Source organism: Frankia sp. Hr75.2 (assembly GCF_949319125.1).
In the GTDB taxonomy this organism is placed as follows: Bacteria; Actinomycetota; Actinomycetes; order Frankiales; family Frankiaceae; genus Parafrankia; species Parafrankia soli.
Genome location: NZ_CASGGV010000354.1, coordinates 1 through 24,118, shown reverse-complemented (window position 1 = coordinate 24,118; position 24,118 = coordinate 1). Strand labels below are relative to the sequence as shown.

General features: G+C 69.3%; 21 protein-coding genes. 16 read left to right on the top strand and 5 right to left on the bottom strand.

Going from position 1 to position 24,118, the window contains the following annotated elements; translation table 11 throughout:
• Window positions 1–41: 41 nt before the first annotated feature.
• Window positions 42–1,271, bottom strand: a complete 1,230-nt coding sequence (locus AC559T_RS35190; RefSeq protein WP_498871453.1) for a cytochrome P450 — start codon at window positions 1,269–1,271, stop codon at window positions 42–44.
• Between the two features lie 810 nt (window positions 1,272–2,081).
• On the opposite strand from AC559T_RS35190, the gene AC559T_RS35185 reads away from it, so the two are divergent.
• The 8 genes from AC559T_RS35185 to AC559T_RS35150 all read left to right on the top strand — a co-directional run bounded on the left by AC559T_RS35185 (window position 2,082) and on the right by AC559T_RS35150 (window position 13,930).
• Window positions 2,082–4,829 carry a vWA domain-containing protein gene (locus AC559T_RS35185; protein ID WP_131627496.1) on the top strand — a complete coding sequence of 916 codons (2,748 nt, stop codon included), beginning with the start codon at window positions 2,082–2,084 and terminating at the stop codon, window positions 4,827–4,829.
• The gene (locus AC559T_RS35180) at window positions 4,826–6,097 is read left to right on the top strand and encodes a toll/interleukin-1 receptor domain-containing protein (RefSeq protein WP_498871452.1); all 1,272 of its coding nucleotides are present in this window, start codon (window positions 4,826–4,828) and stop codon (window positions 6,095–6,097) included. The genes AC559T_RS35185 and AC559T_RS35180 overlap by 4 nt, the downstream gene beginning before the upstream one ends.
• A 1-nt stretch (window position 6,098) precedes the next feature.
• On the top strand, window positions 6,099–9,152 hold the full coding sequence (locus AC559T_RS35175; protein ID WP_498871451.1) for a toll/interleukin-1 receptor domain-containing protein: 3,054 nt from the start codon (window positions 6,099–6,101) through the stop codon (window positions 9,150–9,152).
• Window positions 9,153–9,223: 71 nt separating this feature from the next.
• Window positions 9,224–9,436, top strand: coding sequence for an SDR family oxidoreductase (locus AC559T_RS35170; protein ID WP_498871450.1), 213 nt, complete (start codon window positions 9,224–9,226; stop codon window positions 9,434–9,436).
• Between the two features lie 64 nt (window positions 9,437–9,500).
• Window positions 9,501–10,448, top strand: a complete 948-nt coding sequence (locus tag AC559T_RS35165) for a zinc-dependent alcohol dehydrogenase (RefSeq protein WP_498871449.1) — start codon at window positions 9,501–9,503, stop codon at window positions 10,446–10,448.
• 164 nt (window positions 10,449–10,612) lie between these two features.
• A complete protein-coding gene (locus AC559T_RS35160; protein WP_498871448.1) occupies window positions 10,613–11,845 on the top strand; it encodes a hypothetical protein in 1,233 nt (410 codons plus the stop codon).
• 160 nt (window positions 11,846–12,005) lie between these two features.
• The gene (locus AC559T_RS35155; protein ID WP_112106232.1) at window positions 12,006–12,683 is read left to right on the top strand and encodes an RNA polymerase sigma factor; all 678 of its coding nucleotides are present in this window, start codon (window positions 12,006–12,008) and stop codon (window positions 12,681–12,683) included.
• Window positions 12,680–13,930: a maleylpyruvate isomerase N-terminal domain-containing protein gene (locus tag AC559T_RS35150; RefSeq protein ID WP_498871447.1), complete on the top strand. Its 1,251-nt coding sequence runs from the start codon at window positions 12,680–12,682 to the stop codon at window positions 13,928–13,930. Before AC559T_RS35155 ends, AC559T_RS35150 begins: the two co-directional genes overlap by 4 nt.
• A gap of 160 nt (window positions 13,931–14,090) precedes the next feature.
• Here AC559T_RS35150 and AC559T_RS35145 read toward each other — a convergent pair whose 3' ends face one another.
• Window positions 14,091–14,687, bottom strand: coding sequence for a TetR/AcrR family transcriptional regulator (locus AC559T_RS35145; RefSeq protein ID WP_498871446.1), 597 nt, complete (start codon window positions 14,685–14,687; stop codon window positions 14,091–14,093).
• Window positions 14,688–15,436: 749 nt separating this feature from the next.
• Here AC559T_RS35145 and AC559T_RS35140 point away from each other — a divergent pair.
• The 5 genes from AC559T_RS35140 (at window position 15,437) to AC559T_RS35120 (ending at window position 20,224) form a co-directional block, all read left to right on the top strand.
• The gene (locus tag AC559T_RS35140; protein ID WP_112106235.1) at window positions 15,437–15,961 is read left to right on the top strand and encodes a gamma carbonic anhydrase family protein; all 525 of its coding nucleotides are present in this window, start codon (window positions 15,437–15,439) and stop codon (window positions 15,959–15,961) included.
• Entirely contained in the window at window positions 15,958–17,199 is a 1,242-nt protein-coding gene (locus AC559T_RS35135; RefSeq protein ID WP_071062274.1) for a CaiB/BaiF CoA transferase family protein, read from the top strand. The genes AC559T_RS35140 and AC559T_RS35135 overlap by 4 nt, the downstream gene beginning before the upstream one ends.
• A gap of 116 nt (window positions 17,200–17,315) precedes the next feature.
• A complete protein-coding gene (locus AC559T_RS35130) occupies window positions 17,316–17,513 on the top strand; it encodes a hypothetical protein (protein WP_241831445.1) in 198 nt (65 codons plus the stop codon).
• Between the two features lie 149 nt (window positions 17,514–17,662).
• Window positions 17,663–19,222 (top strand): ABC transporter substrate-binding protein, encoded by a 1,560-nt coding sequence (locus AC559T_RS35125; protein WP_498871445.1) that lies wholly within the window; start codon window positions 17,663–17,665, stop codon window positions 19,220–19,222.
• A gap of 240 nt (window positions 19,223–19,462) precedes the next feature.
• Window positions 19,463–20,224 (top strand): aminoglycoside adenylyltransferase domain-containing protein, encoded by a 762-nt coding sequence (locus tag AC559T_RS35120; RefSeq protein ID WP_498871444.1) that lies wholly within the window; start codon window positions 19,463–19,465, stop codon window positions 20,222–20,224.
• 76 nt (window positions 20,225–20,300) lie between these two features.
• Here AC559T_RS35120 and AC559T_RS35115 read toward each other — a convergent pair whose 3' ends face one another.
• On the bottom strand, window positions 20,301–20,468 hold the full coding sequence (locus AC559T_RS35115) for a hypothetical protein (RefSeq protein WP_235013951.1): 168 nt from the start codon (window positions 20,466–20,468) through the stop codon (window positions 20,301–20,303).
• On the opposite strand from AC559T_RS35115, the gene AC559T_RS35110 reads away from it, so the two are divergent.
• On the top strand, window positions 20,394–20,591 hold the full coding sequence (locus tag AC559T_RS35110; RefSeq protein WP_235013953.1) for a site-specific integrase: 198 nt from the start codon (window positions 20,394–20,396) through the stop codon (window positions 20,589–20,591). The two genes, AC559T_RS35115 and AC559T_RS35110, sit on opposite strands and share 75 nt — an antisense overlap.
• 64 nt (window positions 20,592–20,655) lie before the next feature.
• Here the strand turns inward: AC559T_RS35110 and AC559T_RS35105 are convergent, their stop codons facing one another.
• Window positions 20,656–21,408 (bottom strand): ABC transporter permease, encoded by a 753-nt coding sequence (locus AC559T_RS35105; RefSeq protein ID WP_498871443.1) that lies wholly within the window; start codon window positions 21,406–21,408, stop codon window positions 20,656–20,658.
• Complete coding sequence (locus tag AC559T_RS35100; RefSeq protein ID WP_498871442.1) at window positions 21,405–22,361, bottom strand: ABC transporter ATP-binding protein; 957 nt, start codon at window positions 22,359–22,361, stop codon at window positions 21,405–21,407. Before AC559T_RS35100 ends, AC559T_RS35105 begins: the two co-directional genes overlap by 4 nt.
• 108 nt (window positions 22,362–22,469) lie before the next feature.
• On the opposite strand from AC559T_RS35100, the gene AC559T_RS35095 reads away from it, so the two are divergent.
• Together AC559T_RS35095 and AC559T_RS35090 are read left to right on the top strand one after the other, a co-directional pair.
• Window positions 22,470–23,756 (top strand): sensor histidine kinase, encoded by a 1,287-nt coding sequence (locus tag AC559T_RS35095; RefSeq protein WP_498871441.1) that lies wholly within the window; start codon window positions 22,470–22,472, stop codon window positions 23,754–23,756.
• A 50-nt stretch (window positions 23,757–23,806) separates the two neighbouring features.
• Window positions 23,807–24,118 (top strand): response regulator (locus tag AC559T_RS35090; RefSeq protein ID WP_498871440.1); only part of this gene is annotated, 312 nt, incomplete at its 3' end.

Genomic DNA, 24,118 nt, shown 5'->3' with positions numbered 1-24,118 from the left:
GGGGGAGCCGGCGTGGCATGCGTCTCCTCCGTCGCCGTCGCTTAACTTGCCTCCGTCGGGCGGCCTGCCTGTCCCGCTCGCGGCCGGAGGGTGACCGGCAGCGTGGCGTAGCCGTGCAGCACCTGGGTGGGCCGGCGCCGGGCCTGGCCCGCCCGGGCCAGGCCCGGGTACCGCTCGAACAGGGCCCGCAGGCCCACCTCACCCTCCATGCGGGCCAGGGCGGCGCCGACGCAGTAGTGGATGCCGCCGGAGAAGGCCAGGTGCTCGCGCGCATTGGGTCGCGTGACGTCGAGGACATCCGGTTCGGTGAACACCGCCGGATCCCGGTTCACGCCGCCGAGCAGGATGGCGACGAGTCTGCCGGTGGGGATCGCGGTGCCGAGGACGTCGACGTCCTCATAGGCGACACGGGCGGTCATCTGCACCGGCCCCTCGAAACGCAGGATCTCCTCCACCGCGTTCGGCCACCGGTCGGGCCCGGACCGCAGATACTCCAGCTGGTCGGGATGCTCCATCAGCAACGCCGCGCCGTTGCCCAGCAGGTTGACGGTCGTCTCGAAGCCGGCGGCGAGCAGGAGCTGGGCGGTCGCGATGAGCTCCGTCTCGGTCAGCCGGTCACCGTCGTCGACGAGCCTGACGAGCTGGCTGAGAATGTCCTCGCCGGGATCGCGGCGCAGCCTCTCGAAATGGCCGCGCAGCCAGGTGTTGATGGCCTGCTGCGCCCGTTCCACCCGCCGGAATGTGCCGTAGGGAAGGCCGAAGTCGAGCGTGGCCGCGGCCGCGGTGCCCCAGGCGAGGAACTGCGCGTGCATCGCCGCGGGCACGCCGAGAATCGTGGCGATCACGGTCACCGGTAGCCGGCTCGCGTAGCGGTCGACGAGATCGACGGTGCCCTCGCCGGCCATGGCGTCGAGCAGCGCATCGGCGGCCCGTTCCACCTCCCCGCGTAGCCCGTCGACCGCGCGGGGCGTGAACACCTTCGACACGAGCCGGCGCAGACGGGTGTGGTCCGGTGGGTCGATAGCCAGCAGCGACGGCGGGTCCAGCGGCCCGTTCACCGTCGGGTCGGGGGAGAGCCGGGCCATCAGCCGCAGTGGCGCGGGCAACGTCGACATGTCGAGGACCATGCCGAGCGCGTTGTCGCGCAGGACGGCCGACGCCGCCCGGTGGCTGGCGGTCACCATTGCCAGCCGGCGGTCGACGAACAACCCCTGGGAACGGATTTCGTCGTAGGCCCCGTAGGGATCCGCGAGAAGGGCAGGCTGCGCCATCGCCAGCGTCGCCAGGTCACCCGACCGCCTGGCTTGCCACAACGCCCCTCGGACGACGCCGTGCCGGACCGCCCAGCGCATTCCGGCCCGAAGCGACACCGCTCTTCGAACCGACCTGCTTTCCCTAACCGACATGGCTGGCCGAGCTGACACAGCTGGCCGAGCTGACACAGCTGGCCGAGCTGACACAGCTGGCCGAACTGACATGGCTGCCCGCCTCCGCCGTCCTTCCGGTCGTGCTTCCGTGCCCGGGCCACCAGCCGGACCTGTTCCCGGTCGTGCTTCACCGGCGCCCCGCCCGTATCTGGACGGACATCCGGTGACCGTGCCATGGCCATCCTGTGCCGGGTCGACGTCCACGGGCTTGTTCCCGCTCGTCCCAGCGATTCCGTGACGAGCACGGCATCCTGGCCGGTGCGGTCCGCGCGCCGGCAACGCCGCGACAGCTACCAGAGGTTTGTCGCTGCGCGGGAGTAGCGGCGGAGCGGACCGTGCCGCCTCGACGAAACCGTCGAATGAGTGTTTTTCGGCCAGGCGCGCCCAGGAACGATGGTCCAGCGTGTGCGTGACCACGTGGCCTGCCCTTTGCTGGCATTACCTGTGTAGTTCCTCTGTGGAGCGCAGATGGAGCAGTGGTTTGTCACCCGGGGTTCGCGGATGCAGGTCGCTCCGTACTCGTGTTTAACGTCATGTCATCCGGTATGGTGCATAGCTTGATGGACGAGATTTTCGGGGGGTCCATTGCGTACGGGGGGGCTCGGCCATCCGCGCCGGGCGTTAGAGAAGTACTTGATAGGCCTTCTGACCTGCGTGTTTATCGTTCCCGTGGCCGTCGGAACGTCGGCCACGGGCGCGAGGGAAGTGCTGCCGGCCGCGCCGGTGGTTCAGGCCCGGACGGCAGCTTTCGTGGGCGGCGCCCAGGCGGCGGCGAGCCCGATGCCGGAGGCGGTGCCGCTGCCCGGCTCGGCCGGTGCCGCCGACAGCGGAGCGATGGACGCGGTGATCCTGGTCGATGTGTCCCGCTCGCTCGACGAGCCCACGATCGCCCTGGAGGCGCGTGCCGCCGGCGTGATCGCCGCAACCGACCTGTCGACCCGCACCAGGATCGCGGTGACCGCGTTCGCCAGCATGGGGCCGTCCGGGAGTAGCACGGCGAGACCAGCCGCCGAGACCCTCTGCCCGCTCGCCCCGGTAGACGACCCGGACGACCGGGACCGCATCAGCGGCTGCCTTTCCGGGATCATGCGGCGCACCGCCGGCCAGGGCCAGGACACCGACTACGTCGCCGCCCTGAAATCGGGCTTCGACACGCTTCTGTCCGCGCCTGCCACCGGCTTCGGCCCAGCCCGGAAAGTGATTTTCATTCTTACCGACGGCCAGCTCAGCACGGCCGGAACCGACTCGAGCGGGGGCTCGTCCACCGACCGGTCCGAGAGCGGCCAGATCCGTGACGAGATCCTCCCCGCGGCCAGGAAAGCCGGCATCGAGATCTGGCCGTTCGGCTTCGGGCCGAAGCCGAACATCACCGATCCCACCGGCCACACGGTCGACCTGGCCACGCTGGCACGCGACGCCAGTCCGCCACCCACGCCGTGCCCGGGCTACGATCCGGCTACGGAGCGGGTCGTGCCGCTGGCCACGTCCGCCGATCTGACCGGGCCGCTGCTGACCACGCTCGGCCTGCTGCGCTGCGAGTTCGCCGGCCCGGTGAAGTCGTACGGTCTCGACCTCGGGTCCGAAGTCGGCGTGGTCATACCCGCCGGCGTCGCCGATGCGGCGATCACCGTCCTCAAACCGAGCCAGGGCACCCGGCTCACGTTCCACCCCCCGGGCCCGGGCGGTGTCGGAGACAAGGACGTGCCCCTCCCGCGCGACTTCGACGACGCGGGCAGCAGCTATATCCGGCGTGGAGGCTCCGGATGGGTGGAATCCCTGCGGATCGTCAATCCGCCGCCCGGCACCTGGGTCGTGAAGGCCGAACCGGCCCCCGGCGAACCCGGCGGGATGATCACGGTCGTCCCGGTCTGGCGGCTGCTCGGGAACCTTGAGATCGATGGGCCGGCGCCGTACCCGGGTTCGCAGGCCAGCGCGCACCTGCGCCTGTTCGGCCGGCGGGACGCCTTCGCCGACGCGGCAGGCACGGCCGGCCTGCGGGTCGACGTGACGACACTGCGGCCAGGGCAGAACCCGGCCGACGGGATCCCCGCCGGCACCCTCAGGGACGACGGCGGGAAGCAGGACGTCCCAGGGGCCGAGCGTGGCGGCGGGGCCGGGAACGGGGTCGGAAGCGGGACTGAGAGCGGCCGCGGTGACGGCGTGTTCAGCGGTTCCGTGGCCGTCCCGAAGGACGCCTCCGAACGCGTCATCTTCGTCGCGCGGCTCGGCGGTACGAGTTTCGGGCAGGCGCTCTGCGCCCGCCAGGTATGCGGCGAGTGGACGTTCATGAGTGCCGTCAGCGGATCCGCCGGCGGAGTAGGCGCCGCCGGCCCGCATATCCGCATCCGCCCTCCGGCCGGATCCGTCGTCGCGGGCGGCGAGATCAGCGGTGAGATCACCATCCACGCCCTGGGAACCGGCAAGCTGCCGCTGCTCGGCATCGCACTGCTCGACCAGGATCCGGGAGTGACGGTGAGCCCGGCCCGGATCCAACCGCCGGCCGGCGGCGGCTCCGGTACCGGGACCACCGTGCGCTTCACCCTGCGTGTGGACTCGTCGGCACGGCCGGGGCCGCTGCGCGGCAGCGTCGCGGTGACCAACCTCAATGCCCCGCCGAACATGGGGATGGCCATCGGTGACTTCGACATCACCGTGCGCCCGGCACCGACCGGCGGCACATCCGGATGGGTGCGCCTGATCGTCGCGCTGGTATCAGCTGCCCTGTTCGCCGCCCTCGTCTCCGGGGGTCTGATGGCGTGGGGCAGCTCCAAGAAGCGGAGGAGCATGGGGGGCAGGCCCGACAGGGGAGTCGCGGATCCGTCGGACATACCGAGTGATCAGCCGGTGCCGTCCGGTACCCCCGCGTCGCCCGAGCCGCGGGGGGTGCTCGGCCTGACCGTGTACCTGTACGACCACGGAACGCCCGTCGACTACCTCGACGCGGAGGAGTCGGACGGCGCCCGCCTGGCCCTCCGGCTACCCAAGCCCGATTCGCCGCCCCAGTTGGCGCGACCGGCTGACGGTGCCGAGCCTGACTTCGTCATCCGGCGGGTGGAGGATCCGGAATCGACGGATATCCGGATCCGTCGACCGGGCCAGCGCGAGCTCACCTTCCCGGTGGGGCTCACGGTCCTGCACCGCGCCGAGAACGCCTTCGACCTCGCGGTGATGGACACCTGGGAACCAGCCGAGCCGGACGTCAACCCGGCCGACCGGGTGAACGCGGACGGGTACGCGGTAAGCGGGGACGGCGCACCATCCGCGGCGGTCCAGCCGACGGCTCAAGCCGTTGAGCCCGGCACCGGGCCTGCGCCCGCGGTGGATGGGGAACCGGATCCCGCCACGGAACCGGTGGCCCCGCCGCCGGGCGGATCGCGGGTCGGGGAGGTGAACCGGGCATGACGCTGAAAGTTTTCATCAGCTATGCCCGGAAGAACGACCGGCGCAAGCACATTACAATCTTCCGGCAGGATCTGCAGAACGAGCTCGATCAGCAGATAGGCGGGGAGCCGGTCGAGGTTTTTCTCGACCGGGATCTCACGCCGGGGGCCGACTGGAAGTCGGACATCGAGAACGAGCTCAACACGTGCGATTTCTTCATCCCAATCTGCACCGAGAGCTATTTCCAGTCCGCGGCCTGCGCCGAGGAGTGGGGACTGTTCCGTCGCCGTCTGTTCGAGGCGGTGAGGTACGGCGACAAGCGGCCGTCCCGGATCATCCCCATCTGGTGGAAGCGGATGAGCTATATACCGCCGATCGTCAAGGCTTACCAGCTCACGATCGACGGCAACCCGCACACCACGAAGAGGGGCCTCTTTGATGACCTGATCGAGAATCGGGATTTCGGAGCGTACCCGATGGCCGTCCAGCATCTTGCCGAGCAGATCAAGAAGGTTCACAAGGCAAAAGCCTCGAGGGACTGGCGGCCGCGAAGCCCGCAGCTGAGGATGGACGGGCGGAACTTTGCGTTCGAGCCGGGCCAGTTCGGCAGGGACGACGTCCTGAAGTGCCATCTGGTATATGCGGTGGCCAAGAAAGAACAGCTGAACGGACGGCCGGTCCCGGATGAGGGCGCGTATCATGAGTCCGTCGACGAGTGGGACCCGTTCCGCAGGCGTGCGGCCTCCTCGGGGCATCCGATGACCCACTGGGACGCGATGACGAGCTACCCGGCGCTCGGTCTGAGCTGGGCACTTCACATGCTGAACGTAGAGGTGATCGGCGAGCCGCTACCCGCCTTCGAGGAATGGAGTGCCGCGACAGTGAGATCGATCAGGCGAAAGGGGACGCCGATGATCGCTTTGTTCGACCGCACGGATCCTATCGGGGCTCGAATCTGGATGATATCTACAATTCAGCCGACGCAGGCTCGAAAAAGGGTCGTGATTTCTCCGCTGCCCGAAGCTGTCGCCGGGACCGAGAGCACCACGGGCGCCGTGGGCGTGCAGAGTGCCGCAAGTGCTGCGAGCGCCGTGGGTGCCGTGGGCGCCGTGGATTCCGTGGGTGCCGCCGGAGCCGCCCGCAGCGACCCTCGCTACATATTCGAGTGCGTGCGGGCGACGACTGAGATCGTCGCCGCTGTCCGGCGCAGTGTGGAGCACCACTGGCCCGACGGTTCGGGCGGCGACGGCGGGCCGCTGGTGACCAACCCCTACGATCTGGGCACCTGAGATGCCCGGCACGGTGGTCACCTTCTACTCGTACAAGGGTGGCGTCGGGCGTTCTCTCGCACTCGCCTGGGTAGCCTGGATCCTCGCCTCGGCCGGAAAAAAGGTCCTCGTCGTCGACTGGGATCTGGAGGCCCCCGGCCTGGAGAACTACTTCTGGCCGGCCGCGGCCGTCAAGGGGATGCGGACCAGGGCCGGTCTCGTGGATCTCGTCATCGACTACCGCGACCGCCTCGACGCGGACGCACTGGCACGGTACCTGGAACGTCATTCATGGCAGCCGCTCGCCGCCCACCCGGACTGGTCCGGGGAGGACTGGGCGGACCCGTCGACCGCCGAGCAGGCGCGTGCGGAGCTGGCCGATCCCGACCTGCGGGAGTGGGTCCGGGAGCGAATCACCAGGGTGGATCTGGATGCGGCCCGCGCCGAGCTCACCAGGGATTCGTCCGGCGGCGAGGCTGATTCCGACCCTATGAAGCAGCGGTTGAGGGACTGCACCAGCTGGGCCTCGTTCGTCGAGGAGCTGGACATCGACGACGTTTTCCAGCCCGGTGGCTCGGTCGACCTCATGCGATCCGGCCGCCTCGATGCTGGATACGCCGCAAAGCTGGCGCTCCTGGACTGGAACGAGCTGTACACGAAGTTCGCCGGGCACCGCTTCTTCCGGACCCTCAAGTCCAGATGGGCGGACTACTACGATTTCGTCCTGGTGGATTCGCGGACGGGCATGGGGGATGTGTCGGCCACCTGCACGCAGGTTCTCCCCGATGTCATGGTCGCCTGTTTCGGTATGAACGAGCAGGGCATCCTCAACACCGCACGGGTCGCCGCCCAGGCCCGTGCGGCAGGCGCCCGTGAGCGGCGTGAACTGAGAATCCTGCCGTTGCCGTCACGGATCGAGACCTCCGCGCGGGCGGCGGCGGGAAAGGCAAAGGACCGCTACCAGCGGGTGTTCGAACTGCCGTGGGAGGAGTTCGAGGAGGTCTCCACGACGCTGCCGCGTCAGCCGTTGATAGGGCCCAGAATCCTGGGCGGCACGCAGAAGTACTGGGAGCAGGTGGCGTTGCCGCACACCCCGCGGTACGCGTTCCAGGAGGGTCCGCCGCACGGAATCGACCGGGATCGTCTGCAGCGGGCCTGCGAATTTCTCGCCCAGAACATCGGGCGGGATGACACAATCCGCCTGAACCCGCCGTCGCGGACGGCATGGGCGAAAATGGTGGCGGGCTTCGACCGTCCCGCGCGCAAGCTGCAGTACGACGAGTTCGTGATCAGCTACGCCGAAGGCGGCCGGGATCCGCTCTGGGCGGCCTGGGTGTACGAACAGCTGTGCCGGATTTCCGCGCGGGTACGGCAGCACAACGCGAGCCGGGACGGGACGGGCTTCCTCGACGACCGGCTCCGGGACGCCGGCGGCGATCCGGGCACGGACATCGACGGCGGGAAACTCTGTGTGCTGATCCTGCTCAGCCCCAGATATGTCGAATCCGACTTCGGCCGGGCCACCTGGCGGTGGGCCGCCAGCCGCTACACCAGGGCGGACCCGGCCGACCGTGGCTCCAGCCGATGGAGCCTCCTGCCCGTTCTCATCTCCTCCCACGCCCCGGAGACGGCACCGTTCGCCGAGATCCAACCGGTGAGCCTGGTCAAACTCGACGAGGAGACAGCCAGAACGACGCTGCTGGCGGAGCTGGCCGACACGTGGGACGAGCGCGAGTCCGCGGTCCTGACGCCTGTGGAGTTTCCCGGGAGCCCGGAGGATCTCGTCCGCCGTTACCAGGAGCGGGCTGACGAGCTCGAAAGGGCGAACGCCGTGACGGCGGAACGGGTGGCGACCCTGCGCCAGCTCGCCCAGGAGAAGCTGGAGCATCACGGTACGACCTCGACCTCCCAGGCCGTCCAGCACCTGAGGGAGGCGAACCGGCTCGCCCGCGACAGGCGGGACAGCCTCGTGGCCGCTCTCACCGGGTTCGAGCTCGCCTACGCCGAGTTTTCGGAAGAGCAACTACCACAGCGGCGGCGTACCGGCCGGCCCCGACAGACCGCCGTGCGCGCGGTCGAGGAGACCATGCGGCTGGTGGACTCCGACACCATCGCCGATCTCTCCGACGCCACCGACATCCGCGGCGCCATTGACCCCAACAGTTCCCGCGGCGGAATCCACGCCAGGAGCACCCTGACGTCGTCCAGGCTCTACCGCAATGATCTGCGCCCCCTTCGCCGGGCCATAGACGAGGTGGACCGGCTTGGGCTGATCGAACCCCTGTCCCCGGACGGGCAGCGGCTGCGGCTGGCGAAGGCGGTCGTGCTCCGTCTCCTCGACGACGTCCAGGAGGCACGGCCACTCCTGGTCGAGGTCCATCAGAACGCCGGCCGGGACCGGGCTCTCCGGGCCCGGTGCGACCTGGAGATCGGGATGGGGTCGTTCGCACGCGGCAGAACGTTCTGGGACGACGCGTACCGCAAACTGCTGCGGCTGGTCCAGCAGCCAGATGTCGAAGCCCGGATCAGGTTCCTGGCGCTTTCCACCCTAGGTGCGATGGCGAAGCCCGAAGAGGCCAGGGGGCATTTCGAGCGGGCGCTCGAGGCGGTAGCCGGGGAACGTCACCTCGCCGGACTCCGGATCGCCGCCCTCGTGAATCTCGGCCGGAACGCGGCTGCCCGCGGCCTGCATCCCACGGAGGAGGGCGGACCGCTGAAGCACTTCGAGGAGGCGGTCGACGCGGCCAGGGGCGAGTGGCCACTGGTCTCGCTTCCGCTCGCCGAGGCGTACTGGCAGACCAGCCGGCCGGTGAAATCACCTCATACATCGAAGGAAATTCTGGCCCGTCTGCTGCGAGCGATCTGGATCTACACTGTGCTCGGCCTGCAGGCCGAGGTCCATGAATGCCGAAAGATCATCGGGACTCGCGCGGCGAAGGACATGGGCTGGGATTCCTTCAAGGAAATCAACGACGGCGAACCGACCTCCACGTTCACCCCCGCGAAGATCAGCGACTTCGACGTGATCATGGCGATCCTCGACGTCCGAGTGCCCGACACCACCGCGCTCCGCTGACCCTCCGCCCCGAGCGGGCGCGGACCGGAACAGCGCATAGATACGGTGTCGCCCGGCACCATCGACACCCCATGGTGGCCGCGGAGGACGCTGCCGACGCCAAGACGGACGCGCTGGTCGAACGCACGCCACTCGGCCGCAGGGGCCGGCCGGAGGAGGTGGCCGCGGTGGTGGCGCTCCTGCTCTCGGACGAGGCCAGCTTCGTCAACGGGACCGACGTCCTGATCGACGGCGGGGTGCACGCCTCGTTCGACAGCGGGTCGTTCCTGCTGTTCGGACAGTGACCGAGGCGACCGCGGAGCTGGAAGTGGAGCAGAATCACGACGCACCACGGACGAGAGGGTGGCGATGAAGGCGGTTCGGGGACATGAGGGACGCCCGGTGGTCATCGACGTCGCCGAGCCGCCCGGCTGGGACGAGGGCGAGCTGCTGAACATGGCCGTGGCCGGGATCTGCGCCTCGGACCTCAACTACCTGCGGCTCGGCACCCGGTTCATCCTCGGCCACGAGCTCGCCGGGCGGAAGGCGGACGGGACGCCCGTCCTGGTGGAGGGGCAGTTCGGGTGCGGGAGGTGCGACTTCTGCCGGGAGGGCCGGAACAACCTCTGCGACCAGTCCACCAGGAAGGCTCTCGGCATCATGCAGAACGGCGGCATGGTGGAGCAGTTCCGGGTGCCGATCCACAAGGTCCTCGAGATACCGGCCGGGCTTGACGTCTCGAACGCCTCGCTGGCCGAGCCCGCCGCGGTCGCCTGGCACGGCGCCCGCGTCGGCGGGACCGCGCCGGGCCGGACCGTCGCCGTCGTCGGCGGCGGTTCGATCGGCCAGCTGGCCGCCGTCGCGGCCCAGACCCAGGGCGCTGCCGAGGTCGTCATGGAAGCCCGCTACCCCCACCAGCACGCGATCCGCGAGCGGATGGGCGTCGGGGAGCCCAGGGCGGGCGAGCGCTACGACGTGGTGATCGAGGCCGCGGGGTCACCCAGCTCCCTGCGGCGCAGCGTCGAGCTGGTGAAGCCAGGCGGCACCGTCTCGCTCCTGGGCGTCCACCAGGGCGGTATCGACGTGCCGTACTCGTCGTTGTTGACCAAGGAGGTCACGCTGGTCGCGTCGATGGGGTACTGCGGGCATGCCGGCCGGCGGGAGATGCTTCAGGCCGCCGAGATGCTCGCGGCGCGCCCTGAGATCCCGGACTCGCTCATCACCCATCGCTTCCCGCTCGAGGACGCGACCGAGGCCTTCCGGGTGGCGGGCGACCGCGAGTCGGGCGCGGTCAAGGTCGTCGTCGAGGTTGGCTGAGCTGGTCCAGGCCGGCCGTGGTAGCGGCTGGGGCTCCGTCCACCACTGCTTCTACCGCGGAACCGTAAGGGCGGCATCCATGCGTTGAATCCCTTGACACCGCCCGGCATGCCAAGCCTTTCGAACACCTTCTGAAATGCGTGAACGGATGAATCCGGCCGACCGTGCCGTCGTCGCCGACCGGCACCCCGGCGGGGACCCCGACGCCTTCGCCGACCACGACCCCGTCCGGACCGACGTCCGGTGACTGCGGGCGGACGTCGGGCGCCTCGCCGGCGACGAAGATCACCGAGGTCGGCCTGGGGTCGCCGGCGGTCAGCTTCGCGCCGCAGGGCGACACCGACCCCCTGCCGACCGCGATCGCCGCCGCGCCGGGCGGCGGGTCGTGGCTGGCCTGGCTGGGCACCGACTCCAAGGTGCGCCTCGGCAAGCTGGACTGCGGTGACCAGCTGGTCGGTACTCCCACATCCCTCGACGCGGTCGACCTGCAGGACGTCAAGGCCGATGCGGACGGTGTCGTGGTCCTGCTGACCCGTCCCGGCCCGCAGGGCAGCGGGACGCTGTGCGGCGGGACGTCCAGCCCGACCAGGACCATGTGGATGGTCCGCCTCGACAACACCGGCAGACAGCTGTGGGAGCGTCAGGTCACCAACCTGAGCAGCAGCCGCGGCGGCTACGACCCCGGGGCCCTTTTCGTCTGGTGGTACAACCACCACGGCACCCTGGCCTACGACGGCACCAACTACGCCGCCTACTTCGAGGCGGCGATCACCGTGGCCAACGGCGGCTGCGTCGACATCCACGAGGGCGACCGGATGCAGGTGGTCAACGCCACCACCGGCGCCCTGGTCGCCGGGCACGACAGCTTCGACTGGGGCTGCAGCCACGCCTGGGACTCCCACATCATCTGGGACGCCCGCACCGGCCACTTCGCGATGGTCTGCGCCACCGACAACAACTGCCGCATCGCCCGCCCCGGCACGGGCCAGACCGTCGTGCCCGGGGTCTGCGACGGAACCCTGTTCGGTGGCAACATCGTCCTGGCCGGCACCCCGGGCTACTGGACCGCGTGGAGCAACGGCAACCAGGTACGGCTGGAGCACTTCTCCACGGGCGCGTCCGACCGGACGGTCCTCACCGCCGACCGGACCCAGCACTCGCACCTGGTCGGCTACGGCGCCGGCAGGATGCTCCTGACCTGGAAGTCCGGAACCTCGACCGCCGCCCAGGCGTACGACACCACCAGCGGTGCAACCGTGGGCGGCCAGTTCACGATCGTCGTGCCGGACCACACCTACGTCGAGGCCAAGGCCTACCCCGACGGCAGCGTCGCCTTCCCCGCCGCCGGCACTTCCAGCACGTCCATCCGGGTCGTTCGGGTAATGCCGCTCACCTGACACCACAGGCGAGGGGCGGGCGGGCGCGGCGACCTCGTCGCGCCCGCCCTGCGCCTCGGGCGGATCCGGTCGGGTGGTGCCGCGGGCGGTGCGGCCGGCCGGCCGTCCGGTGCCGGTGCGTGCACGGACACCTACCAGGAGGCGCAGTGTTCGTGGCAGAATGCCTACCGTGCACGGACAGGACGGTGCGGCACCCGTGACGCGCCGGCCGTCAGCGGCCGGCACCGGCGGCGGCGCACCTACCCCTGCCCGCACGCCGGCCGCGGCCCGGCAGCCGCTTTCGAGGCGAGAGGTCGTCGAGCTGCACGGCCGTCTGGTCGCCGGGGATCCCACGGCGCTCGCCGTCGTCCACGAGCGGTACGCCCGCTACCTGCTTGCCGTCGCCACGCGGGTGACCGGTGACGCCGACGCGGCCCGGGACGTCCTCCAGGAGGTGCTGGTCGCGTTCTGGCAACATCCGCTCCGGTTCGACCCGGACCGCGGGGAGCTGCGCACCTGGCTCGCGGTACTCGCCCATCGGCGCGCCGTCGACTGGGTCCGCCGGGAGATCGCCCGGCGCCCTACCGACCTGGTCGCGCGGGCCCTCGCCGAGCAGTCGGACGGCCCGGCGGCCGACCGCGACTTCCTCGCGAGGGAGGACGCCGACGCCGTGCGGGCCGCCGTCGCCGCGTTACCCGTGAAGCTGCGCGAGGTGGTGGAGTTGGCCTACTACAGGGAGTTGACCTACCGTGAGGTGGCCATTCGGCTCGCCATCCCGGAGGGGACGGCGAAGTCGCGCATGCGAGCGGCCCTGTCAGCCCTCGCGCTGGCCCTCACCCGCCTGGGAGCCGCCCCGTGACGGTCGACCCAACGGCCGCGCCCACACCGGAACACTGTGTGACGGCGCTGCTGGACGCGTACGTGGTGGGTGAGTGCACGGCCGCCGCGGCGGACGCGATCGAGACCCATCTCGGCCGGTGCGTGAGCTGTTCCGTCGACGCGGCACAGCTCGCCCTCACCGTCCCGCCGCCGGCCTGGTCCGCCGCCGGGCCCCCCGACGCGCCAGCCGCCGACGTCGACATGGACCTCACGCCCGGCCGACCCGGGTCGCTCGACGCCGTCCTCGCCGCGGCGCTCGCCGCCCGGCCCGCCGCGCCCGGCACGGTCGTCGCGGGCCTGACGGCAGCGGCACAGGCCGGCCCCGCCCGGCCGCGCGGACCGCGGACCCCGACCCACGGGAGCCGGGCTGCCGCGCTCGACAGGCTGCTGGCCGAGCTCACCCCGGCGCACTGGGGGCGCCCGGCCGCGGCCGGCTGGTCGGTGCGTGAGCTCGTGCTGCACCTGTACGCCGTCGACGGCCTGTTGCTGGCCGCCCTCGATGGCGCCGGCAGCGACGCCGGCACCGGCGGCGACGTGCCCGGCGACCTGGGACGGCCGGACGAGGATCCGGTGGCGCGCACCGAGGCCGTCCTGGCGGCCACCCGGGAGTGGTCGGTCGAGCAGGTTCGGCTGCGCTGGTTCGAACGCGCGGGGTCGGTGTGCGCGGCCGTGGCCGACGCGACCCGGGCCTCGGGGCCGTCAGCCGTGACGGCGGGCGGCTGGACGACCACCCCGGCGGACCACCTGACCGCCCGGGCGTTCGAGACGTGGATCCACACCCGGGACATCGCCGCGGCCGCGGGTCTGGCCGTACCGGATCCGGGCGGGGACGAACTGCACACCATGGCTGATCTCGCGCTGCGCCTGCTGGCCGACCCGTGGACGGCGGCCGTGGAGACGGCCGGGCCGGCCGCGCTCACCGTGACGTTGACCGGGCCGGGCGGCGGTACCTGGTCGCTGGACCCCTCCGGTGTGCACGAGTGGGAGAACGGCGCCGGCCTGGTGGAACCTGGCCCCGCCGCGGGTCCGGCGCTCACGACCGGCCCGGCGTCGGGCCCGCTGACCACGGGGGCTGTGACCACGGGGGCTGTGACCACGGGGATCGTTCCGTTCTGTCTGCTGGCCGGCGATCGCGCGACGGTGGACGCGGTGGCCACGAGGATGGAGGGCGACGAGCGGCTCGCCGTCGAGCTCCTCACTCTCGCTCCCAGCCTGGCCGGCCCCTGAAAGGGAGTCTTTCGGGCTGAGGCCGGAGCGAGACGGCGCGAACGCCATGCCCGCCGTCTCCTCCGCGCTCGCCACGAGGCCGGCCGCGGTGAGCGGACCACCTGAAGGATGGCGACCAACCCGTCGCGCTGCGGCGGGATTCAGTAGGGCGAGCCCGCGGTCAGCGAAGATCCCGTGCGCTCGCCTGCGCGCAGACCGCGACGACGTCGTCGAAGCATTCCAGCAGGGACGGCCGTTCCTCGGTGAGGTAGATGTGGGCGGCCGTGCTGAACCAGCCGAGCGCCATTTTTGTGAGAGCGCGGATTTCGAGTGCCGGGATGGTGTCGCCACATCTGCTCTCCAGGACCGCGGCCAGACTCGTCTCGAATGCCCGACTGCCCGTCGAGAACTGCTCCGCTGCGAGCTGTGGCTCTGTCGCGACCACGGCGCGGATCTGCTCGATCAGCCGCTGTTCGTAACCCTGCTCGGCGAGTTCCCGGAGCAGGAGGTGCAGGCTTGTCAGGGGCGCTTCATCGGCCGGTCTTTCGCGCAGGCGTTGGGTCGCGGTTTCGCGCCGTACGATGAGGTGGTCGAAGAGAACGGCCTCTTTCGTCGGGAAATGATGAAAGACGGTGCGGCGGCCGACGCGTGCTGCCGACGCGATCTGGTCGATCGTCGTCTCTGTATATCCCTGTGCTTGGAACAGGCGGAGGGCCTCGTCGGCGATGCGCACGCGCTTCGCGTCCGGATCGCGCTCGCGGGTCGGAGTTTCCGGCACGCGTCAGGATTCTAGTCCCTTGGCCCGGCGGGTGACGGCGGTCGCCCCGCGACCGCGGACGCCCCGCCCTCGGGTGCCGCGGCGCCTGTCGGCACCGTCCACCTTGACCACCCCCAGCTGTTGCACTAGTGTCATAGCCGGAGAGTTCGCAGGTAGCCGGCCTGAATGGCAAGATCGTCCAGGTCGGGACTCGGGCGGAGACGCGAGTCCCCCTGCGGCGACACGGGCCGTGGCACGGCACGCAGACAGGTGGAGCCAGTATGCGTCCAGACGGACAAGGTGATCCCGCCTTACCCCCGGATCACCACTGCTCTCAGGTTCATGGAAGGCCGCGGGTGATCCGGCGCGGGTCGGGCGGAGAACCCGGGCCACCTGGCGCGCCCGAGACCATCCGCCGGAGAACACCGAACACCGCCGGTGCAGGCCGACCGTCACGGAATCCAGACGTTCTCGCGTGGTCGCGCGGACGGAGACCGGGACCGGCTCCAGGCCGCACCTGAATCGGCCCAGGCTCCACATCGGCCGCCTTGACCCCGGCCCATTTTTCGGCTGCCCTCTCTTGGGCTGCCTTCTCTCGCCGCCGCCAGAATTTACCCATCCCGGCTTCAGCCCTGCCAAATTTCAGCTGCCTTCCGTCATCCGGCGACGGCAAGAGAGCGCGGGAAGGTGTCGCTTTCCGTGGCGCTCCCGGGTACTTGCGTCGCCCCGATCCGGGGATTTCGAACTTCGGCCTCGACAGAGGAGCTCCAATGATCATAATACCGTTCAACGGAAAGAGCCCGAAGGTGGCGGCGTCCGCGCTCGTCGCCGACAACGTCACCCTCATCGGCGACGTCGAGATCGGCGAGGAGTGCTCGATCTGGCCCGGTGTGGTCATCCGGTCGGACACCACCCCGATCAGGATCGGCAACAACGTCCACATCGAGGAGAACTCGGTGCTGCACACCAGCACGCACATCGAGGACAACGTGATGATCGGGCACAACTGCACGATCGAGGCCTTCGTCGGCCACGACTGCATGATCGGGAACACGGCGGCGCTGATGCCGCTGTCGCGGGTAGGCGCCCACTGTGCCATCGCCGCCGGGTCCGTCGTGCTGGAGCAGGTGGAGATCCCCGAGTACTGCTTCGCGGTGGGTGCTCCCGCGAAGGTTCACTCGAAGATCGACCCGGGCAACCCCAAGCACGCGATGCGGCTTGCCTCCACCTACCTGCCCACGATGCGCAAGGTCGCCGACGAGTACCGCCGCCAGGGCATCTGGAGCCGGGCATGAGCAAGCCGGACGGGCCGCTGACAGGCATACGCGTCATCGACTGGACGATCTGGCAGCACGGCCCGGTGGCCGGCGCCATGCTCGGCGATCTCGGCGCGGACGTCATCAAGATCGAGGAGCGGCTCGGTGGCGACTCCGGCCGGGCCCAGTACGCCTTCCCCGACACCGGCACCTCTCCGTACTTCGAGGTCAACAACCGCAACAAACGCAGCCTCGCCGTCGACCTGAAACGACCCGAGGGGGTGGCGCTGGTACGCCAGCTGGTCGCCCGTTCCGACGTGTTCATCCAGAACTTCCGGCCCACCGTCGCGGAGAAGCTGGGGCTGGACTACGAGACGCTGCGCGCCGACAACCCGATGCTCGTCTACGGCGCCGGCAGCGCCTACGGGCCCAACGGCCCCGAGCGAACCGCCCGCGCCTACGACCTGCTCGGCCAGGCCCGCTCCGGTCTGATGCTCAGACCCGGCTCCGACCAGGTCAACGTCGCCGACAGCGGCCTCGCCGACCAGATGGGCGCCATCATGCTCGCCTACGGCGTGCTCGCCGCCCTCCTCGCGCGGGAACGGCACGGGGTGGGCCAGCGGGTCGACACCTCCCTGTTCGGCAGCATGCTCGCCCTGCGCGGCCTCGCACTCGCCCTCGAGCTCATGACCCAGGACGGACGTGTCGCCACCTCGACGTTCCGCAAGCACCTGGGCGACGAGCCACCTTCACGGGAGAACCCGGGCAACCCGCTGTGGAACTACTACCAGTGCGCGGACGGCAAGTTGATCGCCATGGCCATGGTCCAGTCCGACCCGCACTGGGCGACCCTCCTCCACGCGCTCGGTGACCCCGAGCCGCTTGCCAGCGACCCCAGGTTCACCGACCACATCAGCCGCTGCCAGAACGGCCGCGCCTGTGTCGCCCTCCTCGACGAGCTCTTCGCGAAGGAACCCCGCGAGACCTGGCTGCGCCGGCTGCTCGCCACCGGCGACATGCCGATCACCGCGGTGAACACCACCGCCGACATCGTGAACGACCCCCAGGCGATCGCCAACAACTACATCGTCTCATTCGACCACCCCGCGATGGGAAAGACCCGGGTCCCCGGTTTCCCGGTCGCCCTCTCCGAAACACCGGCGCGCATCCAGCGTCAGGCGCCCGAGTTCGGCGAGCACACCGAGGAAATCCTGATCAACGTGCTCGGCCTGACCTGGGACGACATCTCCGACCTGCGCGAACAGGAAATCCTCTAGTGGCAGGCCCGGTGACGGAATTCAGGGCGGGTACCCGCCTCCACAGCGTCACCTGCACGACCGAGGTGATCGTGATCAAGGGAGGAAACGGCGTTCTCACCTGTGGGGGGAAACCCATGACCGCAGAGGACGTCCACGCCAACGGCGCCCGGCCGGGCCAGCCGGAGGAGGATCGCACTCTTCTCGGCAAGCGGTACCGGGCCCCGGGGGGAACCTTCGAGGCCCTCTGCGTCCGGCAGGGCGCCGGGGCGCTGGAACTCGACGGCGTGCCCCTGGAACTGGTCAAACCCAAAATCCTTCCGGCCTCGGACTGACTGCGACCGGCAGGTGGCCGCCTTCTGGCTACCAGCCGGCCTTCCGTCCGAACACCTCATGTCACTGCCGTTCGCCCGGACCCGCGCTCGCCCAGGTCTTTTGGTTCCGTCCCTTTTCATCTGTCTCGAACGTTGACAAGAGGTCCGTTGTGATCCCCAAAGTACGATTACTCGTCACCGCTGCCGTCTGTTGCGCAACGCTCGCCCTGGGCGCCTGCGGGGGAGGCGGCGACACCGGCCCGTCCTCGGGTGCCTCCGGCGAACCGGTTGCCGGTGGCGAGGGAAGAATTCTCACCCTCAGCGATCCGCGCAGTCTCGACCCGGCGGCTCTCGGCAACGCCTACGCAACCACCGGTGTCGTGGGCAACGCGCTGTACGGGACGCTGATGACCGACCCGGGCGGCAAAATACGGTACTCGATGGCCGAGTCCTTCCAGACCACCGACGCCGGGGCGACATTCGAGCTGAAACTGCGGTCGGGTCTGGTGTTCTCCGACGGAACCCCACTGGACGCCGAAGCCGTGAAGTTCAACTGGGACAGGCTCAAGAACCCGGCCACCGCCGCCATCTCCCGGTCGGAGGCGTCGATGATCGCCTCATCCGACGTGGTCGACGACACCACCTTGAAGATCACCATGGCCACACCGGTGCCGAAGTACGCCCAAGCCGTCCTCACCTCGTCCATGAACTGGATCGCCTCGCCGACCGCCCTGGAGAAGGGGCCGCAGGCCTTCGACGCGAACCCGATCGGCGCCGGGCCGTTCACCCTGCGGAGCTGGACACGCCAGGCCGCCATGGAACTGGTCAAGAACCCCCGCTACTGGGACGCCCCCAAGCCCTACCTCGACCGCCTCACCCTCCGCGCGGCCCTCGACAGCAGCCAGCGCTACAACACGGTGCTCACCGGGGGCGCGGACGCGGCCGTCGAGTCGAGCTGGGTCAACCTCGACAAGGCCGAGCAGGCCGGCCTGCCGACGAACCTCGTACCGACCGGCGGCGGCATCTTCATGGGGCTGAACACACGCAGGGCACCCTTCGACGACGTCCGCGCCCGCCAGGCCCTCGCCGCGGCAATCGACAGGGACGCACTCAACCAGGCTGTCTACAGCGGGACCGGTGAGCCCGTCGACACCCTGTTCAGCAAGGACTCTCCCTACTACTCGGACACGCCGCTGGCGACAACGGACCGCGCACGGGCGCAACGGCTCCTCGACGAGCTGGCCGCCGACGGCAAACCGCTGTCCTTCGTCTTCTCCAGCGTCCCCACGACGGACGGCAAGGCGATCGCGGAGAACATCCAGGCCCAGCTCAGCAGCTTCAAGAACGTCACCGTCAAGATCAGGACCATCGAGGTCACGGAGCTGGCCGCGCTGCGCACCACCCACGACTTCGACGTGCTCGTCTCGTCGGCCTTCTTCCAGGACCCCGAACCGCGGCTGTGGACGACCTTCCACGGGAGCTCGGCTGCGAACCTGCCCGGCATCGACGACCCGGCACTCAACGAAAGCCTCGCGACCGCGCGCACCGCGACATCGGAGGCCGAACGCAAATCCGCCTACGCCACTCTGCAGGAACGGCTGGCCGAGCTGACCCCGGTGGTCTTCCTCTCGCAGGCGGCACCCAGCGCCTTCTCGAGCAAGAACGTCGGCGGACTCGTACAGTACGGCCTCGGTTCACTTCAGCCCGAGGAAATCTGGATCCAGCACTAACAGAGCCTCCCGTGATGGCCGTCCGCGGAGTTGTCCCTTTCGCCGGGCGGCTTTACCGGCCAAGCGGGTGATTCGTCGTCTTTCAGGGCAGATATGGACAGCCGACTGCTCTCGTGGAGCCGTTTCGATGACTGGCTGTGGTCGATGTAACGCCCATGGCACGGTCGTCGGACGGCCTTCCGGTTTCCCGACAGCCGGTTGCTGGATTCCGTTGGCCAACATCATGATGGGTGGGATGCTGTGCTGCCTGAGCGGGAGGTCCGCTACCTGCGCCTCCTCGTTGCCTTGCTTCGCAAGCTACTCGTCGACCGGTTGGTCGCTGTCTACCTGTTCGGCTCGGGGTCCTACGGCGACTACGACCCGGGGCCCAGCGACCTTGACGTTCAGGCAGTCATCGACGGCACCCTCGAACCGGCCCAGCGGGCGCGGCTCATCGAGGAGCTCGACCATACGGCGCTGCCGTGCCCGGCCCGCCGCCTCGAGTTCGTGTGCTACGACGTCCGGGATGTCGCACCACCGGATCGCCATCCTCGTTTCCAGCTCAACCTCAATACGGGTTCTGACATCGCTCGCCACGTTTCGACCGACCCGTCTACCGAGCCGAGCCACTGGTTCCTGCTCGACCTGGCGATTGGTCGAGACCTCGGTCGGGCCCTGTACGGACCGTCGCCGGCGGACCTGCTGACAGGGATCCCTCGAACCTGGCAGCTATCCGCAATCCTCGACTCTCTGTCGTGGCACGATGCCAGTGAGCCGGCGACTCCCAACCGTGTTCTCAATGCGTGTCGGAGCTGGCGGTATGCCGAAACCGAAATCTGGGGCTCAAAGCGGCAGGGAGCCCGCTGGGTCACCGCTCACCATCCGGATCTCACCGTGGTATCCGAGGCCCTGTCGGGTCGCCGCAACTACGGTGCCGTCAATTCTCGTGCCGCCGATGAGCTCGACATGCGAACGCGCGCTGCCGTCACCGCCGCTCTGAACACGACCACAGGACCTGCCTAAAATGACTCGTTTGGGTGGTCGGTGCCCCGCAAGATCATCTTGCGCCTAGCCCGCAAACGGGCTCCAACTGGAGCAGCTAGACATACTCAGAGTTGCTGGCAACCGCGCTCGTGTCGAGATCAGCGGCAACGCGGATACGACGGAAATCCCGCACACCCGCGTTCACGACCTGCGCCACACCGCGGCGTCGCTGCTGTTCTCCGCCGGTGTTGACCTGAACGAGATTCGCGCCCTGCTGCGGCACACCCGGCTGGCCACCACGGCGGACGTCTACGTGGACATCCTCGACGAAGTCCGGCGCTCCACGGCCCGGAGCATGGATGGCATCCTCTCCCGGCTCTACAGCTCGTCAGTTACGGAAAAGTGACGAGGATCGGGAGGAGGCGCCGTCGGCCCATGCTCCCGGACACGGGCGTCGTCCGCTCCGGTGGTTACGCGTCACGGCTGCGCAGCGCATGCCAGCCGCCGAAGACCGCAGCTGCCGCCCAGACGGCCATGATCAGCAGGCCCAGCCACGGACTGTAGAAGACGTCGGGGTCCGACTGGAGATTCATGACCGCGTACAGCCCGGCCCGGTCGGGTAGGAACTGGGTGATGTTCCAGAGGCTGGGAACCTCCATGCTCAACGGGGACAGCAGGAACAGGAACGGCAGGAACAGGCCCAATGTCGCGGCCACGGAACGGGTCATCGCGGCGAGGCCCATGCACAGGAGGGTCAGCAGCGGAAAGTAGAGGATCAGAGAAATCACGCCGCGCACCGCGCCGGGATCGCCGAGGGACACCCCGTGCTCGCCCAGCAGACCCTGGGTCAGGAAGAACGTCAGCGGCGCAGCGGGGAGAGCAACGGCCAGTGACAGGCCCGCAGTGGTCAGGAGCTTGCCCAGGTAGAAGCGGGTTCGCTGGGGAACGGCGGTGAGCGAGGTGGTGATCGTGCCCTTCTCGTATTCGCCCCCGAGGGACAGCATCGCGAAGACAGCCAGCGCGATCTGGGCGAAGTTCAGGCTCCAGAAACCCACCGCCAGCGGATCGTAGTCCGCTTCGGCGGCCTCTGCGTCGCCGTAGGCCCCGCACGCGAGGGCACCGAAGCCGACGAGCATGACGGCGGCCAGTGCCAGCGACCAGACGAGGGATCGGAGGGACCTGATTTTGGTCCATTCCGAGTACAGCACCGGTTGCAAGGTCATGTCAGAGCGCCCGCCCGTCCGGCGGCGGCGAACTCGGTGGAGTGCGCGGTCATGCGCAGGAACGCCTCCTCCAGGGAGTCGCTGTGCAGCGCAAGCTCCTGAAGTGGCACGCCTTCGCGTGCGGCGACCGCGCCGATCTGGTCCGGCTGGGCGTCAGGTATCTCCCACGTTCCGCTGTTCGTCGGTGTCAGGACGAACCCCTCGGCGGCCAGGGCCTTGCCCAGCTGTTCGGGTCTTGGCGTGCGCAGCCGTACCCGGCCGCGGCCGTACCGGGCGCTGAACTCGGTCATGCTGACGTCGGCCAGCAGACGGCCCCTGCCGATCACGATCAGATGGTCGGCGGTCACCGCCATCTCGTTCATGAGATGGCTGGAGGCCAGGACCACCCGCCCATCCTCGGCGAGCTCCTTGAGCAGGCTCCTGACCCACTGGATGCCTTCGGGGTCGAGGCCGTTGAGCGGCTCGTCCAGGATGACCACCCGAGGATCACCGAGCAGTGCGGCCGCGAGCCCGAGCCGCTGGCGCATCCCCAGGGAGAATCGGCCGATCCGACGTCTGGCCGCGGCGGCCAGGCCCACCCGGTCGAGCATCTCGTCCACCCGTGCGTCCGGGATCCTGTTGCTCCTGGACAGGACCAGTAGCTGGTCACGAGCCCGCCGCCCTGGATGCACGGCGGACGGATCGAGGAGCGCACCGACGTGCCGCAACGGCTCCCCGATCTGCGCGTATGGCTGGCCGCTGATGAGCACCTCGCCGCCCGTCGGCCGGTCGAGCCCGAGCATCATCCGCATGGTGGTCGACTTGCCCGCCCCGTTGGGACCGAGGAAACCGGTCACGCGACCCGGTTCGACCCGAAAGCTGAGCCGGTCCACGGCGACGGTCGGCCCGTAGCGTTTGGTGAGATCCCGGACGTCGATGAGAACCCGGGGCGGTCGTTCCTTCTTGGTCGTCATGGTCGTAGTAAGCGCCATGGCACGCTACGAGCGGATCCCCTGGCGGTCTTGACTTCGCTCCCTCTCATGGGGGAGGTGCCCGGTGGCGGCGGTGAGCATCATGGAGCAGTGCCGCTCTTCGTCGCTGCCCTGCTCCGGCCCGCTGTCTACACGCGTTGGCTGCATCTGGCCATGGGCGGGGTCTTCGCTGGCACCTGTGTCATGGTGGTACCCGGTTTCGACGAATCCCTGCCACGCACCCTGCTTTTCTGCCTGATCTCCCCATTGCCGTTGCTGGCGCTCGCCGCGATCGTGCCCGGGACCCGCCACGCGGAGGGTGTCCAGGCACGATGGCTCCTGAAACCGCGGGATGGCGCCGAGATCAGCCTCGCGCCCTCGCGTACACTGTACGACCGGCGGCGGACCGGGCTTTGGCTGGCCTTCCGCGTCTGGCTCGGAGTTGCCGTCCTGGCACTGACGGCCAACGGGTTCACCCTCGCCGTCCAGATCGGTTTTGCCCCTTTCCGGCAGGGGCCACTGCAGGTCGCCGGAATCCGGGTACTGGACAGTGATCGCCTTCTCCTGGGGCCACTTCTGGCGCCGCCCCTGATCCTTGCCCTGATGTGGACGATCGTCGCGGCCGGCGCGCTTCAGGTGCGAGCAGCCCGGGCCCTCCTCGGCCCGTCTCCGGCCGAGCGGCTGGCGGAGGTCGAGCACCGGGCTGAGCAGCTCCTGGAACGCAACCGACTCGCCGCGGAGCTGCACGACTCCATTGGCCATGCACTCACCCTGACCATCCTGCAGGCAGGCGCGGCAAGAGAGCTCGCGACCACCGATCCCGCGTTCGTCCACCGTGCCCTGACGGTCATCGAGGAGACCGGGCGGCGCGCCATGGACGATCTCGAACGGACCCTGGGGCTCCTCCGCGACGCCCCCGTGGGACCGCGGGCCCGTCCCACGCTGGCCGAGCTCGACACCCTGCTGGACAGCGCACGGACCGCAGGAACCCCGATCCTCGCCGACGTCAGTCCACGGACCGACGACATCCCCGGGGTCGTGTCGCGGGAGGCCTACCGGATCCTGCAGGAGGCGGTGACCAACGCACTGCGGCACGCGCCGGGCCGCACGGTGGCGATCGACGTCGCTGTGGACGACGCCTGCCTGGGGCTGCGTGTCGCCAACCCACTGCCCGCCAGGTCCGCCAGCCCACCGCGGCAGGACGGCAAAGGCCTGCGAGGAGCGAGGGAACGTGCCGTCCTCCTCGGCGGCGAGTTCAGCGCGAAGCCCCAGGACGACCAATGGATCGTCGAAGCCCGGCTTCCCCTCGGCATGGGATCCGGTGTTCAGGCCGTGCGTCGCGACCTGGCCGGTTCCAGTTACGACAATGGCACCGCCCCAGCGGACGGTCGGTCGTGACAGCGGACGGCCGCTGGGAAGATCCCGGTTGTGTCCGCGACACCCCGAACATGAAACGCGCCCAGGCTGGCCCGGCGCCGGTTTCAGTCCTTCTCGTCGACGACGAAGAACTGGTGCGTGTGGGGCTGCGGGTCATCCTGGAGTCAGGTGGCGAGATCGACGTTGTCGGAGAGGCCTCTGACGGCTCACAGGTCGTGCCACTGATCCGGGAGAAGAGCCCGGACGTCGTGATCATGGACATTCGGATGCCGAGGGTCGACGGGCTGGCGGCCATCCGGGAGATCCTCGCAGACGTTGCCGAGCCCCCGAAGATCCTCGTGCTCACCACCTTCGAACTGGACGACTACGTCTACGAAGCGCTC